Source organism: Nocardiopsis sp. CNR-923 (assembly GCF_001942255.1).
GTDB lineage: Bacteria > Actinomycetota > Actinomycetes > Streptosporangiales > Streptosporangiaceae > Nocardiopsis.
Genome location: NZ_MKKC01000044.1, coordinates 54,728 through 73,528 on the forward strand (window position 1 = coordinate 54,728; position 18,801 = coordinate 73,528).

Genomic DNA, 18,801 nt, shown 5'->3' on the forward strand with positions numbered 1-18,801 from the left:
GCTGATCAACGAGACTCCGGCCGTCGAAGGAAGGTCTCACCGGACGGTAAGGATCGCCGCGCCCGGCGGACGGGGGCGGCGGAGCCGGGAGCGCCTTCCTCCGCGGCACGGAAGGGGGTGGGGCCCGGGCCCCACCCCCTTCCGTGCCGCGCTCCTGGACCGGCTCCCTCAGCCGGCTCCCTCGGCCGCCTCGACCCGGCTGTGCAGCACGACGGCGCCCACGGCGGTCTCCAGCGCCTCCTGGCAGCGCCGCGGGGTCGGAGCCGCCGCGGCGACCAGTCCGTAGCGCCCCCACACGTGTCCCTCGGGAGGGGGCGCCACGCGCTCCCCGGGTTCGACGGTGGCCGTCGCCAGCACCACCGACGGCGGCAACAGGGAACGGTGGACCACGACCTTGTCGACCGTCAGCGGCCGGTCGGGGTAGAGGAAGCGCACCCCGGCGGTGTGCCTGCGGACCGGCCGGGGGTCGGGCGCGCGTCCCAAGGCGATCGCCGCGGCCACCGCGGCGGCGTCGATCCCGGTCGCGGCGCGCCCCAGGAACGGGATGAGGTCGCCGCCGAGTCGGCAGTTCACCTCGATCACCCGCCAACCGTCGGACGCCAGCCGCAGTTCGGTGTGGGTCATTCCCGTGGTGAAGCCCAGGGCGCGGTGGGTGCTGCGCAGCACCTCGCGCAGTCCGCGGTCGGCGAGCAGCGGATCGGCGCCGTCCACCACGTGCCCCGTCTCCTCGAAGTAGGGGGCGAATCCGCTGCTTTTGCGGGCGACGAACAGGGGAGTGAGCCGTCCCCCCGCGCACGCGGAGTCCACGCTGATCTCGGGCCCCTCCACGCATCGCTCCACGAGCACGCCCGCGTGGTACCGGCGGGCGATGGACACGTGCGCGGCGCGGGCGTGGGCGTAGGCGGCGGGGACGTCCCCGGGCGCGTCCGCGCGGACCACCCCCATGCTCGCCCCCAACGCGCGGGGTTTGAGCACGACGGGGAACCCGATCCGGTCCGCCGCGACCCCGGCCTGCTCGGGCGAGGCGACGAGCAGGGAGTCGGGTTGGCCGACCCCCGCGTCCGCCAGGGCGCGGCGGGTGCGGTGCTTGTCCCGGCAGCGGTCGATGACGTCCGGGTCCTCGCCGGGCAGCCCCAGTTCCGCGGCGACCATCGCCGCGTGGGCCATCTTGAGCTCGTCCCAGCACAGCACGCCGGCGACGGGGTGGCGCGCGGCGACCTCGCGTGCCGCCGCCAGCAGGGCCGCCCCGTCCGAGGTGTCGACCACGGTGTGCCCGATGAGGTGCTCGTCCTCCCAGGTGGTCTCGCGCTCGGCCAACAGCCACACGTCGGCGACCTCCGCCACGGCGCTCAACAGGTGCCCCCGGTAGTGGCGGAAGACGACGCCGACGAGGAGGACGACGGGACGGCGGGCCGGACGCGGGGCGGGCGGGCTCACGCCGCGCCCTCCCGGTCCAGGACCGCGGGCCGGATCGCGCGCAGGGCCCTGCCCGGGAAGTCGCAGTACCACAGCAGTCGCCCGTCCCAGGTCATGCCCGTGGGGTTCCCGGCAGCGGGCAGCGTGACCACCCCGCGTTCGGTCCGCACGTCGTAGCCGCGGATGACGCGTTGCTCGAAGTCGGAGTAGAAGACGATCCCGTGCGCGTACGTGAGTCCCGAGGGGTTGCCCTCGACCGGGAACTCACGCAGGACGGTCATGGTGGCGAAGTCGCGCAGCTGCACGACCGGAGGGCGACGCAGGCACATCCACACGCCCTCGGGGCCGGCCTCGGTGCCACACAGGCGTCCGTTGGAGGGCCGGACCGCCTTGTGCCCGGTGACCTCGCCCGTGTCGGGGTCGACCAGCAGCAGCCGCTTGGGGCGCATGCCCACCTGGCAGAGCCGGCCCTCCACGTGAGTCAGGTCGGCCCTGGCCGAACGGCACGCGAAGCGCCGGACGACGGCTCCGGTGTCCGGATCGAGCGCGTAGAGTTCTCCGGCTCTTTGGTCCGAGTGCCAGAACCTGGTCCCGTCCCAGGTCAGCCCGCACAGGTAGGTCCCGGGGGTGGGGAGTGAGGCCATCACCGAGCCGTCGTCGGTGTGCTGCGCAGTCATGGAGGTGCGCTCCGTTCGTGATCGGTGCCCGCGCCGTCCGGGACGACGTCGGGTTCCGACGTCCTCCCCTTGTCAGACCAGGGGTGTGCAACTTTATATAGATATAGTCAACATGCCGACACGGGAAGTCAACCCGTCCGGCCACGCGCTCACCCCCACCGCCCGACCCGCATTCGAGGGAGAAGGACCATGGACGACCACCAGTCGGCGCTGTTCCTGTACGACGAGGCGATGGCCTTCGCCTACTCCGCCGCCCTGCGCGTCGCGGCGGCGATCGGCGTCGCCGACCACCTCGTCGAGGGACCGCGTTCCGTCGACGAACTCGCCGAGGCGACGGGAACCCGGCCCGACGCCCTGAACCGGGTCCTGCGCGCGCTCGCCTCCAGAGGGATCGTCCACCACCACGGCGTGCGCGGGTACTCCTTGGCCGAGCGCGGCCGAGCGCTGCGCGGCGACTCCGCCGTGCCCGCGGCGACGGGCGTCCTGATGTTCACCGACACGATGTTCTGGACCATGACGCACGCGCTCGCGGCCAGCGTCACGGAGGACAAGCCGAGGTTCGAGCGGCACTTCGGCCGCACGTTGGCCGACTACCTCGACGGCGACCCCGGGGTGGACGCGCTCTACCACGAGGGCATGGCCACCGTGTCCGACGCCGAGAACGCGCTGGTGGCGCGCGCGTGCGAGCTGCCGGAGACGGGGACGGTCGTGGACGTCGGCGGGCGCAACGGAAGTCTGCTGATCGCCGCCCTGCGCGAGCGCCCCCGAACGCACGGGATCCTGTTCGACCGAGCGGGCGCCGTCGAGACCGACCGGTTGGAGGCGGCGGGCCTGGACGGCCGGTGGACCGCGGTCGAGGGCGACTTCTTCGCCGAGGTCCCCCGCGCGACGTGCTCGTGCTCAAGCGCATCCTGCACAACTGGGACGACGACCTCAGCATCGGCGTCCTGGACAACTGCCGCCGCGCCCTGCGCCCGGGAGGCCGGGTCCTGGTGGTGGACGCGATCATCCCCGAGGACGCGACACCGCACCAGGGCAGGGCGATGGACCTGATGATGCTGGCCGCGCTGACCGGACAGGAGCGCACGGCAACCGAGCTGGAACCCCTGTTCTCGGCGGCGGGACTGCGCCTGAACCGGGTGACGCCCACCGCGTCGGTCATGTCGGTCGCCGAGGGAGTCCCCGCCTGATCCGCCCGGACCACGGTCTCCCTTGTGTCCTCCCATCAATGCAGGTATATATATTTAAAGTAACTTGTGCCGATATGACCATCACCGACGCCTACGGTCCGGTGACAGTCGACCCTGCGGGAGGGGCGCATGCACACTGACGCCGAGGATCGCTCGACCCGCGCGGAGGGTCTCACGGAGCGGTTGGGGGTGTCGGCCCGAACCCGGTCGCGACGGCCGCGGGGCGCCGACGCCTGGCTGGCCGAGCGCCGTCGGCGGGGGTCCTTCCGCGTGGAGCCGACACCGCTCGACGGCCTCCGCGGCTGGGGCTTCGCCCCCGACACCGGCGACCTCGTCCACGACAGCGGCCGGTTCTTCGCGGTCCAGGGCCTGCACGTGCGCACCGGCCCCGGGCCGCGCACCCGGTGGCAGCAGCCGATCATCCACCAGTCAGACGTCGCGATCCTCGGAGTGCTGGCCAAGGAGATCGACGGCGTCCTGCACTTCCTCATGCAGGCCAAGATGGAACCGGGCAACCTCAACACCGTCCAACTCTCCCCGACCGTCCAGGCCACCTCCAGCAACTACCTGCGCACCCACCGGGGGGCCCGGCCGCGCTACCTGGAGTACTTCACCGAACAAGGGCACGGACGGGTGCTCGTGGACCTCCTCCAGTCCGAACAGGGGTCCTGGTTCCGCGGCAAGCGCAACCGCAACGTCGTCGTGGAAACGAGCTCCCCCGTCCCCGACTCCGACGACTTCACCTGGCTCACCCTCGGGGACATCCTCGACCTGCTGCGACGCCCGCACCTGGTGAACATGGACACGCGTACCGTCCTGTCCTGCCTTCCGGCGTTCTCCCGGGCGGACCGCTCGGCCCCCGACGCCGGCGCCTTCGCCGCACACGTCGAGCACTCCTTCGCGGCCTCCGACGCGGAGTCCCTGCTCCCCCACACCGCGGTCGAGGCGTGGCTGGCCGGACGCAAGGCGGCCCACGTCCTGCGCGCGCGCCCGATCCCGCTGCGCGACGTGGCCCGCTGGCGGCGCACCCGCGACGAGATCCACCACGAGTCGCGGCGCTACTTCAGGATTATCGGCGTCGACGTCGAGGCGACCACCAGGGAGGTCGCGAGCTGGAGCCAACCGCTGCTCGCACCGTGCGGGACCGGGGTCACCGCGTTCGTCGTCCAGCTGATCGGAGGCACGCTCCACATCCTGGTCCGCGCCGACCTGCGGGCCGGCTACCGGGACACTGTCGAACTGGGCCCCACGGTCCAGTGCTGTCCGGACAACCTGCGCGGTGCGCCCGCCGATCTGCGCCCCGCCCACCTCGACCTCGTGCTGTCCCAGGACCGGACCCGGGTCCACTACGACGTCGAGCAGTCGGAGGAGGGAGGGCGCTTCCACCACGCGACCACGCGCCACCTCGTGGTGGAGAGCCTCGAACCGCTCTCGGTGACGGCACCACCCGACCACGCCTGGGTCACCGCCCGCCAGCTCACCCGGCTGGTCCAGCGCAGCCACCACGTCAACATCGAGGCCCGGAGCCTGCTCCTGTCCTCAACGCCCTGCGCCAGCGCTCCTGATCCCCACCCGTGACCACGCAGGAGGAGACCGTGGCTTCCACCACGCACCCCGCCGAACCCGCCCCGTCCACCACGGGCCGCTCCCCCGGAGGTCTTCGAACGGCGTCCTGGGACCGGATCCGCGACCTGTTCGCCCTCGACCGGAACAGCGTCCACCTCAACACCGGGACCGTCGGCGCGATGCCGCACGAGGTCCTGGAGGTCAACGACCGGGTGACCAGGGAGTGGACCGGCGGTCTGATGAACGTCTATCCCCCCGCCATGTACACGGAGCACCGGGCCAACATCGCCCGCTCCTTCGGGGTCGACCAGGACGAGATGGTCATCTGCCACAGCGCCACCGAGGGCGTGGCCAGGGTCATCCACGGACTGGACCTCGCAGAAGGCGACGAGGTCCTCACGACCACCCACGAGTGCTACTCGGTGCTGTCCAACTTCAACCTGCTCCGCAACCGCCACGGACTGACCGTGCGGACCGTCACCCCGCCCTCGGGACCCGACGTGCGGGCGGAGGAGATCGTCGAGCTCTTCGAGCGGCGGATCACCCCGCGCACCAAGGTGCTCGCCTTCGCCGGGGTCACCCTGTTCACCGGAACGATGATGCCCATCCGCGACCTGTGCGAGCTGGCGCACCGCCACGGGCTGACGACCGTGATCGACGGGGCGCTCCTGCCCGGCATGCTCGACTGCGACTTCCGTTCCTACGGCGCCGACTTCATCTCCTGCTCCGGCGCCAAGTTCCAGTGCGGCCCCCTGGGAACGGGCCTGCTCTACGTCCGCAACAAGGTGCACCCCCAGCACAACCCGCTTCCGCTGCCGACCTTCTGGCCGATCATCTCCACCTGGTACCCGATGATCGGCAGCCCGCCTCCGCGCACGACGACGTCGGTCGAGAGCTGCAACATGGGCGACTACCTCCAGAGCGCCGGAAGCGCGAACATCGCCAGGGGGGCCGCCCTGGCCCGCGCGTGCGAGCTGTGGGACGAGATCGGACGGGACCGCATCGAACGCCGCGTGCGGGACCTGGCGGAGCACGCCCGGAGCAGGCTGGTGGAGGCCTTCGGCTGGAACTCCCTGTACTCCCCGTCCGCCGATCCCAGGCTCCGTTCACCGCTGATCGCCTTCCATCCCTTCCGTGACCGCGCGGACGCGTGGAACATCAAGAAGTTCGTCGAGTTCGTCGACCGGCTGGAGCACGAGCACCGGATCTGGATCCGGTGGACGGAGTTCGACGTCCCCGGCTCCCCCCACCAGCACTACGCCGCGCGCCTGTGCACGCATCTGTTCAACGACACCGCCGAGATCGACCGCGCCGTCGCGACCATGGCCGGTCTCGCACGGGAACTCTCCTGAAGGGGTGAGGACGCTGAAGGACTCGACCGACGCGCCGACCACCGGCGGCACCCTGCGCCTCAGGGGCCCCGGGGACGTCGACCAACTGGATCCGGCCCGCTCCCTCCAGTCCCCGGCCGACCAGCTCCAGCGCCTGTACGCGCGGCAGCTGTTCACCTACCCGCCGAGGGAGAACCCCGACGACTGGCAGGCGATCGACCCGGTGCCGGACCTGGCGGCGGCGGTGCCCTCGACCTACAACGCGGGTCTGGGGGCCAGCCACACCTACCACGTCGTCCACCTGCGCCGGGGCGTGCTCTGGGACACCGAGCCCGCGCGCGAGGTGACCGCGCACGACGTCATACGGGGGATCAAGCGCATGTGCGCCCCCACGGCCCGACCCGCCGCCCTGGGTTACTTCACCAGTGTGGTCCGCGGCATGGCGGCCTACTGCGCCCGCTACGCGGAGGCCGTGGGGGGAGCCGCCGCCGATCAGCACCGCCACGCCGGGTTCCAGAACGCGCACGACATCCCGGGGATCTTCGCGCTCGACGCGCAGACGCTGGTGGTCGAGCTGCTGCGGCCCACCCTCGACCTGCCCCAGATCCTGGCGCTGCCCTGCGCCGCCGCGGCGCCCGCCGAGTACGACGCGGTCGTCCCCGCGCCCGCGACTTCGCCGCGCACGCGCGCTCCAACGGCCCCTACCGGATCGCGGAGCACCGCCCCGGCGCGTCCCTGCGGCTGGAGCCCAACCCGACCTGGCGGAGGGAGACCGACCCCGTGCGGGCGCGGCGCCTGGACGCGGTGGAGGTGACCGTCGACCGCTCCGGTCCGGCGCGCCTCGCCGCGCTGATCGACGCCGGCGCGGCCGACCTGACCTGGGGATCTCCGGCGTCCCGGCCGGGCGGCGACCGCCCGGGGAGGCCGGGGCGCCGACTAGGCCACTCGCTCGACCCCTACCTGGTGTTCAACCTGGCCGGAGACCCCGGCGGCCCGTCGTCGGACGCCGCCGTGCGCAGGGCGGTGGCCGAGGCGATCGACCGGGAGGCACTGGCCGCCATCGTCACGGCCTCGGGCGGGACCGCCCGCGCCGCGGCGACGATCGTGCCCCCTGGCAACGACGGACACCGCGAGGGGACCGCCTCCCCGCGGGCCCGTGCCGAAGCCGCGCGGAGGCGATCGCGGGCGCGGGTCCCGGCGGGGTCGACGCTGACCGTGATCCACCCCGACGGCGAGCTCGACGCCGCGCTGGCCGCCTCCTACGCAGCCGACCTGGAGAAGGCCGGCGCAACCGTGCGCCTGCGGGCCCTGGACCCGGTGTCCCACCGCGGGGCCCTGGCCGGACACCGCGGTCCCGCGCTCGGCCACTGGGACCTGGCGGCCCTGTCGTGGTCACCGCCGTGGTTCCCCCACAACGCGCGGGCGTTCCTCCAGCCGTTGTGCGCCGGCGGGGCGACGGGGAGCTGGAACGTGGGGGGGTACCGGAACCCGGACGTGGACACGCTGATGGAGGAGGCACTGGCCTCGGTCGAGGATCCCCTGCTGCGCGAGACCTCCTGGAGCCGGGTCGAGGACCGGATCACGCAGGACGCCCCGATCGTTCCGCTGCTGTTCCGGCCCCCCGCGCCCCGGGGCGCGGGGCGCTCGGGTGCGCGGCGCCGTCGCCCTCCCCGCCCTCGGGTTCTCCTACGACCTGGCCACCCTCTGGCTGGCCGGGGGCGGTCAGGAAGACTGACCGGTCCGCGGCGCGGGCCACCGGTCCAGCCAGATGTGGCTCGCGTCGTACCACCGGTCCACGTGGGGGAGCGGCACGGCGCCGCGCACCCGGGCGCTCATGATGTGGGGGATCGTCGGCTCGCACACCAGGATCGGCACGATGGCGGCGTCCTCGATCACGGTTCGGTCCACGCGGTGCCACAGCTCCTCGGCGCGCTCCGGGGCGCTCTCGGTGAGGGCGAGGTCGATCAGCCGGTCGACCTCCGGGTTGCGGTACCCGCCGTAGTTCGCCGTCCCGCTGGCGAAGTGGGACTGGAAGAGCGGCTGCACGCAGGTCCGGCCGTTGTTGCCGAACCAGTCCGGGGTCCACGCCGCGGCGGTCACGTCCCACTCCCCCGCCTCGGCCCGGGCCGGGTCCTGGAGGATCCGGTAGTACTCGTCGGCGTGGCGGATCATCCGCAGCTCGGTACGGATTCCCGACCGCGCGAAGTCCGCCGCCAGGCGTTCGCCGATGTCGCGGTGCGGGTTCTCCTCGCGGTACAGCAGGCGCAGGACGAGGTCGTCGTGGCCGGCCTCGGCCAGCAGGGCCCGTGCGACCTCGGGTGATCCGCGGTCGCCGGGGGTCGGATACCGGTCGTAGGGACGGTGGCCGATGTTCCCGGGCGGGATGGCCGTGCTCGCCGTCTCCGTCACGGTGCCCAGATCCATGTCGTCGAACAGGTGGACCATCCCGGCCTTGTCGACGGCGTGGGCCACCGCGCGGCGGACCCGCAGGTCGCTCGTGGCGCACCGCTCGTTGGGGCTGCGCATGTTGAAGACCAGGTAGGGGTTCATCGCGTAGCCGACGTGCCGGTCTGAGTCGGGCACCACGCGATCGGGGCTGATCACCGGCGCCCCCCAGGACAGGTCGGCTCGGCCCTCCAACACCGCCCGTCGCACCTGGTCGTCGGTCACCCGGCGCATCCGCACGTCGATCCCGTCCACGTACTGGTGGCGCAGGGGATCCGTGGCCTGGCGCCAGACCGGGTTGCGCTCCATGGTCAGGCGGACACCCCGTTCGTAGGCGGTGAGCCGGTAGGGGCCGTTGGAGCGCACGGCCGCGACGAACTCCGGACTGTCGGGAAGGACGGCGTCGTACTCGGCCGGGGCCGCCGAGGCGAACAGGGTCGACAGGATGTTGACGAGGTCGTTGGCCGGTCGGATCAGCTCGACGACCAGGGTTCGCTCGTCCGGCGCGCGCAGACCCCGGATCTCGTGGGTGTTCTGGTAACGGGCCAGGTCGGCGGCGGTGACGGCGCCGGTGTCCACCGCATCCCGGTACCCCTCGGCGAACTCGGCCATGCCCGCGACGGTGCTCGTGAAGTAGGTGAGCGCACCCGCTCCGACGACCGGGTTGCACAGCCGTTTCAGGCCGCGGACGAAGTCGTGCGCCGTGACCTCCCGGGCGGGGTCGGTGTCCCAGAGCACCCCGGGGCGCAGCCGGAGGGTGTGGGTGAGCCCGTCCTCGCTCAGGCCGCCGTTGGCCGCGGTGGGCACCTCCCGGGCGACGTCGGGCACGGGGGTGAGCGCGGACTCGTCGAGGGCGGTGGGGTAGCCGAAGAGCTGTCGCGAGAACAGCCGGATCACCTGGTGGGAGAAGGCGTAGTAGGCGCACGCGGGGTCCACGTGGTCCATGCCCCCCGGTCCGAAGTAGCGCAGTGTCCCGCCGCGGCGCGGCCCGGTTCGTCTCATGTGACGGCTCCCTTCTCGGTCCACCACGGGTTCCGACGCGCCCATGCCACGGTCCGGGCCACTCCCTCCTCCAGGGGCACGCCCCACCGCCAGCCCAGGACCCGGCTGGCCTTGCCGACGTCGGGTACCCGGCGGTCGATGTCCTCGTAGGCGGCGCCGAGGCTGGCCCGGGTGTCCACGTCGAGGGGCGCGGCGGCGCCGGCGCCGACCGAGGCGCGTACCGCCTCCACGGCCTCGGCGATCGTCCACTCCTGGTCGCTGCCGACGTTGAACGTCTCCCCCTCGGCGGCCTCGCTGTCCGCGACCAGGAGCGTGGCCGCGACCGCGTCGTCGACGAAGGAGAAGCAGCGGGTCTGGGCGCCGCCGTCGTAGAGGAGCGGCGGCGCCCGCGCAGGAGTCGGTGCAGGGTCCTGCTGATGACGTAGGCCGGGCGTTGCCGGGGCCCGTAGACGTTGAAGTAGCGCACGACCGACGTCCGGGTTCCGTACCTGCGCGCGTGTGCGTGGACGAGGTGTTCGGCCACCGCCTTGCCGGAGGAGTAGGACCACCGGTCCGCGGAGGTGCTGCCCAGGACCCGGTCGGCGTCCTCGGCCCACGGGGTGACCGGATTCCTTCCGTACACCTCGCTCGTGCTGGCGAACACGAGCCTGGCGCCCGACCGGCGGGCGAGGTCCAGGACGTTGCGGGTGCCCAGGACGGCCGTGTCGATCACGTCGAGCGGGTCGTCGAGGTACTGGTCCACCCCCACCACGGAGGACAGGTGGTAGACCTGACGCACGCCGGACAGGTCGAGGCGGCCGAGGGCGTCGGCGTCGCGGACGTCGGCCGCGACGTGACGGACACCGCCCGGATCACAGTCCAGGTCCGGCGGGGCGTCGGCCGGGTCGAGCACGAGGACCTCGTCGCCGCGTGCCACCAGGCGCTCCACCAGGTGACTCCCGATGAACCCGAATCCTCCCGTGACGAGGGCCCTGCGGCGGCTCATCGCCCCACCCCCCGGTAGGCGAGCCCGAGTTCGCGCAGTTCGCGCGGAGTATCCGGGGCGAGGACCGCGCGTCCGTCGAAGACCAGCCCGGCGCCGGACAGCAGCGAGCGGAGCCGCGCCGGGGGGATCTCGCGGAACTCCCGGTGGCCGGCGAGCAGGGCCACCGCGTCGGCCCCGCGTACGGCCTCGTCCAGGGAGTCCGTCACTCTCTCGCCCAGCTCGGCCCTGACCTGGTCGGGCTCGGCCAGGGGGTCGAACATGCGCACCCGGACGCCGGCCTCGCGCAGGCGCTCCACCACCCCCTTGACCGGTGTGTTGCGCAGATCGCCCGTGCCGCCCTTGAAGGACACGCCGAGGACGGCCACGGTCGCCTCCTCCGGGTCGGAACCGAGCTTGACCAGTTCCTCCAGGATCGTCTCGGCGGTGTACGAGGGCATCGAGTCGTTGGCATGGCGGGCGGTGCGCACGGTCTCCAGCCGCACACCCCGGTCGCGGGCGACCCGCCAGGCCATCCACGGGTCCTTGGTCAGACACGCTCCGCCCACGCCCACTCCAGGACGCAGGATGTTGACCCTGGAGTCTCCCTTGGGCAGGGAGTTGGACGCCGCGATGACGTCCATGACGTCGACGCCGAAAGCCGCGCAGAACCGGGCGAGCTCGTTGGCGATGGCGACGTTGGCGTCGATCCACCAGTTCGTGGCCAGCTTCACGGTCTCGGCGGCGTCCGTGCCGGGCACCACGTGGGTGGGCACGCCGAGCGACTCCTCCCAGAAACGGGCGGCGGCGGCCGTGCCGTCGCGGCCGTCGCCGCCGACGACCACGGTCAGCTCCCCCAACTGGGCGAGCGCCTCGCCCTCCGCCAGGCGCTCCGGGCAGTAGGCCAGCCCGAAGTCGGTTTCGCAGGTCAGACCGCCCTGCTCCAGGAGGGGGGCCACGAGGGTCCTGGTCGTCCCGGGGACCACGGTGCTCTTGACGATCACCAGGCGTCCGGGCTCCAGTCGCGGGGCGATCTGCTCGCACACCCGCTCCAGCTGCTCGGTCACCAGGCGCCCTGCTCGTCGACCGGCGTGCCGACGGTGATCACGACGACGTCCGCCGAGTGGATCGCGTCGTAGTCGGTGGTGAAGGAGAGCGATGCCGAGGCGGAGAGCCGTGCCAGCGCCTCGGCCACCCCGGGTTCGGGCACGGGACAGCGCCCGCCGTCGAGCTCGGCGACCAGTGCCGGGTCGCTCTCCACCCCGACGACCGCGGTCCCGCGCTCGGCGAGCGCCGCGCCCAGACAGCACCCGACGTAGCCGAAGCCCACGATCGCCACTCTTCGCATTCGGTGTTCGGGCAGGAACCGCACGGACCACTCTCCGCTTCGCTCGGGCGTGTGCTCGTGGACCGTCGACCTAGAAAAGCTGGTCGAGGATCCGCCGCTCGGTCTCGACCGGGGTCGGAAGGGCCCAGACCTCGTCACGCACCTCCTCGGCGGCGCGGCGCATCGTCTCGTCCTCCAGCAGCCGGGTGATCAGGGCGGAGTCGACGTCCTTCGGGGCGCCGGTCAGGCCGATGCCGCGGTCGCGCACGGCGGCGCACGCCGTGTACTGGAGCCGGTCCCTGGGGTCGGGCGTCAGCATCTGGGGGATGCCCGCGTCGACCGCGGTCAGGGTGGTCCCGCCGCCGCCGTGGTGGAGCACGGCCGCGCAGTCGCGCAGCAGGGTGTGCAGCGGTGTCCACCCCACGGAGGTGACGTTGGACGGCACGACCAGGCCGGAGACGTCGATGTCGCCGAGCGCGAGGACGAAGTCCGCCGGGGTGTCGGCGGCCGCGGCCAGCAGGGGGTCGAGCATGTCCAGGCCGAAGGTCTGCAGTTCGATGGTGCCCATCGTGATGGCCACCCTCGGCCGTGAGCCGGGCCTGGGCAGGCGGTCACCGACGACGTGACCGCCGCCGTAGGGCACCCAGCGCATGAACCAGCCCTCCTCCGGCGTCCCGGAGAGCATGCTGGGCGGGAAGGACTCCACCGTGACGTCGGGCTCGGGCACGGTGAGGTCGTAGCGCTCGCACAGGTCGGCCAGCTCACGTGCGACGTTCTCGTGCAGGGCGCCGGTACGCCAGGCGCTCTGGTTGCGCTGGACCGAGGGGACGCCCCGACGGGCCGCGGCGAGCAGGCCCACCGTGGCGCCCTGGTCGTAGACCACGAGGTCGGGGCGCCACTGGTCGGCCACGTCCATGGTGCGTTCGACCATCGGACGGTTGACGGCGGCGACCTGGATCGCCCAGTCCTCGATCGGCGCCTCGGCGCGCTCGGCCATCCTGGCTGCGAAGTCCGGGTGCTCCCTGGCGACCCGTTCGAAGACGGCGACGGCGCTGTAGTCGGGGGCCACGTCGACGACTTCGAGTCCCGCCGCGGCCGCCTTGTCGGCGTGCTCGGCGATGGTCACGAGCACGTCGTGGCCGTCGGCCCTGAAGGCCCAGGCGAGCTGGACGAGGGGAAGGAAGTGGCCGACGCCGGGTGAGGAGGAGAAGAGGACGCGCATGGAGTGCATTCCTTCGCTGACGGGGGAGGGGTCGGGTGCGGGTCGCGGCCGACGGCGGGGACCGGTCGGTCACCAGCCCGCGCGAACGGTGTCGGCGATGTGGCCGAGGTCGTCCTCGGAGAGCCACCACCCGACGGGGAGGTAGGCGACGCGGTCGTAGACGTGGTCGAGGCCGGGCAGGTCGGTACGGTAGGCGGCGACGCAGGAGTGCGCGTCGTTGCGGCGGGAGATGAGGCTGGTCATGATTTTGGCCTCGGTCATCCGGCGCATGAAGCCGTCGCGGTCCTCCACCTTCAGGGGGTAGGCCCAGAAGGAGGGTTCACGGTCCGGCGCCCGTTCGGTGAGTTCCACTCCGGGGACCGCGGCCAGCTCCTTGTCGAGGTAGGCGGCGTTCTCCCGGTGCCGGGCCAGGAGCGGTTCGACGATCTCCAGGTTGGCCATGCCGATCGCCGCCGCCGTGTCGTTCATGGGGAAGCGGAAGCCCCACTCGGCGACGTCGTAGTCGCCGTGGACGCGGTCGGCCCGGCGGTCGATGCCGAACCAGCGGCGGAGCACCGCCCTTCGGCGCAGCTCCTCGTCGGGGAGCACGACCAGCCCTCCCCCGCCGCAGGTGAGGAGCTTGATCGCCTGGAAGCTGTAGACGCAGACGTTGCCGTGGTTGCCCAGGGGTCGGTTCCGGTAGGTGGCGCCCCAGGCCTGGGCGCAGTCCTCGATCACCGGCGGACGGAAGCCGAGGCGGCGTTCTGCCCGGTCGACGATCCCGCGCAGCCGGTCGAGGTCCAGGGGGTAGCCGAGCCAGTGGACGAGCATGATCGCCCTGGTCCTCGGGCCGATCTTGCGTTCGAGGTCGGCGAGGTCGGCGTTGAGCGTGTGCGGGTCCACGTCGACCCAGCGCACGCGCAGGCCGTTGGCGAGGATGGGCCAGTTGGTCCCCTCGAAGGTCAACGGCGTGGCCAGGACCTCACCCGGGTCATCCGGCGTCGCGGCGGCCTCGGGGCCGCCGGTGAACAGGCTCAGGGCCAGGTGGAGACCCGAGGTGCCGCAGTTGACCGTCGCGACGCGCGGGTTTCCCAGGCGACGTCCGAGGACGGCCTCGAACTCCTCCACCCGGGGGCCGTGCTCCAGCTGGCCGCTCCGCAGGCCTCGGCGACGCGGTCGGGGGCCTCCGGCGACATCGCGACCTTGAACAGCGGAATCATCCCAGCATCCCCTCATGTGCGCACATCGACCGCACTCGTTGAAACCCAGCCCAACTAGAAATATGATTTTAAAGTGAAATGAACACCATCAGCAAGAGTTCCCACGATTCGAGCGGACGACACTTGAACATCAAGGAGCACCGTGGGATCGTCACCCCTGCTCGCCGAGCACGAACCCGAGGAGCAACGGGATGTCGCACCAGGACTCGCAGCACACCCGCCTGGGCAGGACCGGGCTGAGCGTCAGCCGCCTCTGTCTGGGCACCGTCAACTTCGGCGGACGCGTGGAGGAGCCCGAGGCGCGAAGGCTCCTCGACCACGCCCTCGCCCGGGGCGTCGACTTCGTGGACACCGCCAACATGTACGGGTGGCGCGTGCACAAGGGGTTCACCGAGGAACTGCTCGGCCGGTGGCTGGGTGAGAGCCCCTCCCGCCGCGACGCGGTCGTCCTGGCCACCAAAGTGGGCAACCCGATGGGCGGGGGACCCAACGACTCCGGGCTCTGCGCACGCCACGTCATCGCCGCGTGCGACGCGTCCCTGAGACGGCTGCGCACCGACTGGATCGACCTGTACCAGATGCACCGCATGGACCCGGGCGTCGCCTGGGACGAGGTGTGGCAGGCGATGGAGACCCTGACCGCACAGGGCAAGATCCGCTACGTGGGCGCCTCCAACTTCAGCGGCTGGGGTCTGGCCTCCGCCCAGGAGGCGGCCCGTGCCCGGGGCTTCACCGGCCTGGCCTCGGAGCAGTGCCTGTACAACCTCCTCGTCCGCCAACCGGAACTGGAGATCCTGCCCGCCGCGGTCGCCTACGGCCTGGGCGCGCTGGTCTGGTCGCCCCTGCACGGCGGCCTGCTGGGCGGAGCGCTGCGCAAGCTCGCCGCCGGAACGGCCGTCAAGTCGGCGCAGGGCCGCGCCCAGTCCGCGCTGGCCGCACACCGCGCCGCGGTCGCGGCCTTCGAGGAGCTGTGCGAGGACGTGGGCAGGCCTCCGGCGGAGATCGCCACGGCCTGGATCCTGTCCCGTCCCGGGGTGACCTCGGCGGTCATCGGTCCGCGCACTCCCGAACACGTCGACGGCGCCCTGCGCGCGTTGGCGAGTCCGCTCGACGCCGACGTCCTGGCCCGGTTGGACGACCTGTTCCCGCCGGTCGGACGCGGCGGCCCCGCCCCGGACGCCTGGCTCGGCTGACGTCCGTTCCGCACCCGCCCCGAGGAGGTCCCGTGAGTCACATCCTGTTCGTCAACGTCGCCGAGCGCGGACACGTCTACCCCACTCTGACCGTGGTCGAGGAGCTGGTCCGACGGGGGCACCGGGTCAGCTACACCGGCACGCCCGAGGTGTCCGACCAGCTCGTGTCCGCCGGGGCCGACGTGGTCCCCTACCGGTCGGCGATCGCCGAGGCCGACCCGGCCGAGGTCTTCGCCCGCGACGACGACGGCGCCGCCGCCCACCTGATGTACCTGGAGGAGAACACCGCGATCCTGCGCGCGGCCGGAGAGGCGTTCCCCGACGAACACCCCGACCTCCTGGTCTACGGGGACTTCCCCGTCATCGCCGGGCAGGCCCTGGCGTCGCGATGGAATCTGCCCGCGGTCCGATCGAGCGCCGCCTTCGCCTCCGACGAGATCTACTCCTTCTCCCGGGACCTGGTGGAGTCCGCCGGATTCGCCGACCCCCTGACGATGCCCCGGTTCCGTGCGCACCTGGCGGACCTGCTGGCGCGGGAGGGGATGGAGGCGACGGTCGAGGAGTGCTGGAACCACGTGGAGGAGGCGAACCTGGTGTTCGTTCCGCGTTCCTTCCAGATCCAGGGGCCGCGTTTCGACGACCGCTTCGCCTTCGTCGGTCCCTGCCTGGGCGACCGCGGATTCCTGGGCGACTGGCGGCCCCCGGCGGGCGACCTCCGGTCGTGCTGGTGTCCCTGGGCACGACCTTCGGCCACCGGACGGAGTTCTTCCGTGCGTGCGCGCGGGCCTTCGCCGACTCTCCGTGGCACGTCGTGATGACCCTGGGCGGGCGGCACCTCCCGGAGGAGCTGGGGCCGCTGCCGCAGAACGTCGAGGCGCACGCGTGGGTCTCGCACCGAGCCGTGCTGCGGCACGCCAGCGTGTGCGTGACGCACGGGGGCATGGGGACTCTGATGGAGGCGTTCTCCCAGGGCCGACCGGTCGTGTGCGTGCCGCACTCCCCCGACGTGGCCCCCATGGTGCGGCAGGTCGAGGCGCTCGGACTGGGCGGGGCGCTGCCCGCGCAAGGGGTCAGCGGGGCCTCCGTGCGGGAGGAGGTGGAGCGGGTGGCCGCCGACCGGCGAGCGGCGCGCTGGTCGCACGGATGCGCCAGGAGATCGGTCGGGGCGGCCCCTCCCGCGCCGCCGACGCCCTGGAGGCGATGCTGTTCCGCACTCCCTCCGCCCGCGCCTGACCGGAGGCGACCGCACCGGCGGGGCTCAGTCCCGCACGGCCAGCAGCTGCCAGAACCGCGCGGTGTGCCAGAACTCCTCCCGGTCGCACAGCGCGGTCTCCAACCGGAGCAGCCGCGCGAAGAACGCCGGGTCGTGCTTGAGCTCCTCGTCGGCGATGAGGTCGGTGACGCAGCGCAGTCCGAAGCGGTGCGTCACCGGGCATCCGGCCTCGCGCAGAGCCGACTCCACCGCCTCGCACGGCACCCTGTGCATGTCGTGGCCGAAGGTCCGCGACCGCACGGTGTCGGCGTCCAGCAGATCGAGCGCCGCGTCGGGGTCGGCGCGCCGGACCGCCGCGGCGAGCACGTCCATCGCGGGGTTGGGCGCCACGACGGAGACGGTACCGCCCCGTCGCGCCATCCGCACGGCCGTGGCCACGGTCGCCGCGACGTCAGCGCTGTACTGGACCACGTTGTGGCAGAGAACCAGGTCGTAACCGGCGTCGATCCCCCCGGGGAGGGGGTCGGCGCTCAACTCCTCCAGGTCCGCGTGGACGGTGCGCACGCGGGCGTCCACACCCGCGGCCGCCGCGCCGTCCCGAGCTCTGAGCAGCAGCTCGCGCGCGCTGTCCACGATGGTGACCTCGTGCCCCTGCCGGGCGAGCGGAATCGCGTCGCCCCCGTCGCCTCCCCCGATGTCCAGTACCGAGCTGCGCCTTCCCGGCCGCAGGGTCGCGCCCAGCGTGTGCGCGACGAGGAGGTAGCGCAGTCGTCCCCACGGCGTGGCCCGCCAGCCTCCCAGGCCCGCGCCCCGCGGTCGAACACGGTCCCCTCGGCGCCTTCCGGTTTCCACGACATGCCCGCGATACTACGCCGTGGCCTCCTCGGCGTTCAGCGAAGTGACATACGGCACCCTCTTGACCACAATCAAAGAATGTTTTACTAGCGCCAAATTGGAGACTGTTAACTCAGCTCACATCAGCACCATGGCGCATACGGGACCTAAATGGTCCGCGCAGGCTGGTGGGAGTTTGGGGGCCGCACATAACGCAAGGCAACTCGCACCCATGTTCGATTAACACGAGCGATCAGAAAAGTTAGTTATGGACACGAAAGAGCAATCTTGGAGACGCTAACCCGCGAACCCCTAAGAAGGATGGAGCGGTGAGTCGCGCGCTCCCCCCCACAGGCTCGCGCTCACGTCGACTCCGTGCTGACCCGTCACCGTAGGAGTGGTAGTGCGCGAAGCAGTATGCAAGGCCGTCACGATGATCCACAGACGTTTTTCCGAGCGCATCACCCTCGAGGACATCGCCAGCGAGGTCTTCGTCAGCCCCTTCCACCTATCTCGGGTCTTCGCGCAGGAAGTGGGAGTCCCCCCGGGCAAGTACCTGACCGCGGTGCGCATGTTCGAGGCGAAGAAACTCCTGATCAGCTCACCGATGAACGTGTGCGACATCGTCTACAGCGTCGGATACAACAGTGTCGGCACGTTCACCAGCCGATTCACGCGCACGGTGGGAATGACTCCGCGCCAGTACCGTCGCCCCGACGTCGAGCGGCTGCTGGTGGCCGCCTCGGGCGGGTTCAGCCGCATGCCCAGCTCCCGAGAGCTGGAGGGCCTCGGTCCAGCGTCCGGGAACGGTCGCCCGTCGGGAACCCTGAGCGGCACGGTGGACCTCCCCCGCCACGCCAAGGGCACCAACATCCTGGTCGGCGCGTTCCACTCCCGGATCCCGCAACAGGCCCCCGTCGCCCACAGGATCCTCCCCTTCGGACCGCGCGTCGGCTTCACCCTCACGGACGTGCCGACGGGGAACTGGACGATCGTCGCCCTGGCCATGAGGAACGGGATCTCCTACGGCCGCGAGAACGTCTTCGTCGGCGTCTCCCCGACCCGCGTCGGCATCTCGCCGGACACCGAGGCCCGAACCCATCTCTCGATGCGGCGGCTCGCCTCCACCGACGCCCCCATCGCGGTAACCCTCGCGGACACCTCCCCCGTCCACTCCCAGTACCAGGACGGCCGGTCCCCCGCCCTGGTCTGCGGCTGATTGACC

General features: G+C 72.0%; 15 protein-coding genes and 4 pseudogenes. 9 read left to right on the forward strand and 10 right to left on the reverse strand.

Features of this window, described 5'->3' with window-relative positions; translation table 11 throughout:
* Window positions 1-168: 168 nt before the first annotated feature.
* Both BJF83_RS02880 and BJF83_RS02885 read right to left on the reverse strand, forming a co-directional pair.
* Complete coding sequence (locus BJF83_RS02880) at window positions 169-1,437, reverse strand: ATP-grasp domain-containing protein (RefSeq protein ID WP_075925070.1); 1,269 nt, start codon at window positions 1,435-1,437, stop codon at window positions 169-171.
* Window positions 1,434-2,093 carry a hypothetical protein gene (locus BJF83_RS02885; RefSeq protein WP_075925071.1) on the reverse strand — a complete coding sequence of 220 codons (660 nt, stop codon included), beginning with the start codon at window positions 2,091-2,093 and terminating at the stop codon, window positions 1,434-1,436. Before BJF83_RS02885 ends, BJF83_RS02880 begins: the two co-directional genes overlap by 4 nt.
* 513 nt (window positions 2,094-2,606) lie before the next feature.
* On the opposite strand from BJF83_RS02885, the pseudogene BJF83_RS02890 reads away from it, so the two are divergent.
* The 5 genes and pseudogenes from BJF83_RS02890 to BJF83_RS30820 form a co-directional block, all read left to right on the forward strand.
* Window positions 2,607-3,283, forward strand: a pseudogene (locus tag BJF83_RS02890) (methyltransferase).
* Between the two features lie 129 nt (window positions 3,284-3,412).
* Window positions 3,413-4,861, forward strand: coding sequence for an NDP-hexose 2,3-dehydratase family protein (locus BJF83_RS02895; protein ID WP_075925072.1), 1,449 nt, complete (start codon window positions 3,413-3,415; stop codon window positions 4,859-4,861).
* Window positions 4,862-4,878: 17 nt separating this feature from the next.
* A complete protein-coding gene (locus tag BJF83_RS02900; protein ID WP_262391264.1) occupies window positions 4,879-6,201 on the forward strand; it encodes an aminotransferase class V-fold PLP-dependent enzyme in 1,323 nt (440 codons plus the stop codon).
* A gap of 4 nt (window positions 6,202-6,205) precedes the next feature.
* A complete protein-coding gene (locus BJF83_RS28355) occupies window positions 6,206-6,994 on the forward strand; it encodes a hypothetical protein (RefSeq protein WP_262391265.1) in 789 nt (262 codons plus the stop codon).
* A pseudogene (locus BJF83_RS30820) lies at window positions 6,889-7,533 on the forward strand (ABC transporter substrate-binding protein); the annotation flags it as partial. The gene BJF83_RS28355 and the pseudogene BJF83_RS30820, both read left to right, overlap by 106 nt.
* 369 nt (window positions 7,534-7,902) lie before the next feature.
* Here the strand turns inward: BJF83_RS30820 and BJF83_RS02910 are convergent.
* The 7 genes and pseudogenes from BJF83_RS02910 to BJF83_RS02930 all read right to left on the reverse strand — a co-directional run bounded on the left by BJF83_RS02910 (window position 7,903) and on the right by BJF83_RS02930 (window position 14,352).
* Window positions 7,903-9,627: an ABC transporter substrate-binding protein gene (locus tag BJF83_RS02910; RefSeq protein WP_143831767.1), complete on the reverse strand. Its 1,725-nt coding sequence runs from the start codon at window positions 9,625-9,627 to the stop codon at window positions 7,903-7,905.
* The gene (locus tag BJF83_RS30825) at window positions 9,624-10,175 is read right to left on the reverse strand and encodes a GDP-mannose 4,6-dehydratase (RefSeq protein ID WP_394329288.1); all 552 of its coding nucleotides are present in this window, start codon (window positions 10,173-10,175) and stop codon (window positions 9,624-9,626) included. The genes BJF83_RS02910 and BJF83_RS30825 overlap by 4 nt, the downstream gene beginning before the upstream one ends.
* Window positions 10,070-10,612: pseudogene (locus tag BJF83_RS30830) on the reverse strand (NAD-dependent epimerase/dehydratase family protein); the annotation flags it as partial. The gene BJF83_RS30825 and the pseudogene BJF83_RS30830, both read right to left, overlap by 106 nt.
* A complete protein-coding gene (locus tag BJF83_RS02920; protein ID WP_262391267.1) occupies window positions 10,609-11,655 on the reverse strand; it encodes a nucleotide sugar dehydrogenase in 1,047 nt (348 codons plus the stop codon). The gene BJF83_RS02920 and the pseudogene BJF83_RS30830, both read right to left, overlap by 4 nt.
* Window positions 11,652-11,927: a 2-dehydropantoate 2-reductase N-terminal domain-containing protein gene (locus tag BJF83_RS28365; RefSeq protein WP_262391268.1), complete on the reverse strand. Its 276-nt coding sequence runs from the start codon at window positions 11,925-11,927 to the stop codon at window positions 11,652-11,654. The genes BJF83_RS02920 and BJF83_RS28365 overlap by 4 nt, the downstream gene beginning before the upstream one ends.
* Before the next feature lie 79 nt (window positions 11,928-12,006).
* Window positions 12,007-13,137: a nucleotide disphospho-sugar-binding domain-containing protein gene (locus BJF83_RS02925; protein WP_075925074.1), complete on the reverse strand. Its 1,131-nt coding sequence runs from the start codon at window positions 13,135-13,137 to the stop codon at window positions 12,007-12,009.
* A gap of 69 nt (window positions 13,138-13,206) precedes the next feature.
* Window positions 13,207-14,352 (reverse strand): DegT/DnrJ/EryC1/StrS aminotransferase family protein, encoded by a 1,146-nt coding sequence (locus BJF83_RS02930; RefSeq protein ID WP_262391269.1) that lies wholly within the window; start codon window positions 14,350-14,352, stop codon window positions 13,207-13,209.
* A 175-nt stretch (window positions 14,353-14,527) separates the two neighbouring features.
* Between BJF83_RS02930 and BJF83_RS02935 the strand changes: the two genes are divergently transcribed.
* The 3 genes and pseudogenes from BJF83_RS02935 to BJF83_RS30835 all read left to right on the forward strand — a co-directional run.
* Window positions 14,528-15,529 (forward strand): aldo/keto reductase, encoded by a 1,002-nt coding sequence (locus BJF83_RS02935; protein ID WP_075925075.1) that lies wholly within the window; start codon window positions 14,528-14,530, stop codon window positions 15,527-15,529.
* Between the two features lie 32 nt (window positions 15,530-15,561).
* On the forward strand, window positions 15,562-16,344 hold the full coding sequence (locus BJF83_RS02940) for a hypothetical protein (RefSeq protein ID WP_262391270.1): 783 nt from the start codon (window positions 15,562-15,564) through the stop codon (window positions 16,342-16,344).
* Window positions 16,257-16,607: pseudogene (locus BJF83_RS30835) on the forward strand (nucleotide disphospho-sugar-binding domain-containing protein); the annotation flags it as partial. The gene BJF83_RS02940 and the pseudogene BJF83_RS30835, both read left to right, overlap by 88 nt.
* Before the next feature lie 180 nt (window positions 16,608-16,787).
* Here BJF83_RS30835 and BJF83_RS02945 read toward each other — a convergent pair.
* Window positions 16,788-17,594: a methyltransferase domain-containing protein gene (locus tag BJF83_RS02945; RefSeq protein ID WP_262391271.1), complete on the reverse strand. Its 807-nt coding sequence runs from the start codon at window positions 17,592-17,594 to the stop codon at window positions 16,788-16,790.
* A gap of 385 nt (window positions 17,595-17,979) precedes the next feature.
* Here BJF83_RS02945 and BJF83_RS02950 point away from each other — a divergent pair, with 385 nt between their 5' ends.
* Window positions 17,980-18,795, forward strand: coding sequence for a helix-turn-helix transcriptional regulator (locus tag BJF83_RS02950; protein WP_143831768.1), 816 nt, complete (start codon window positions 17,980-17,982; stop codon window positions 18,793-18,795).
* Window positions 18,796-18,801 lie beyond the last annotated feature (6 nt).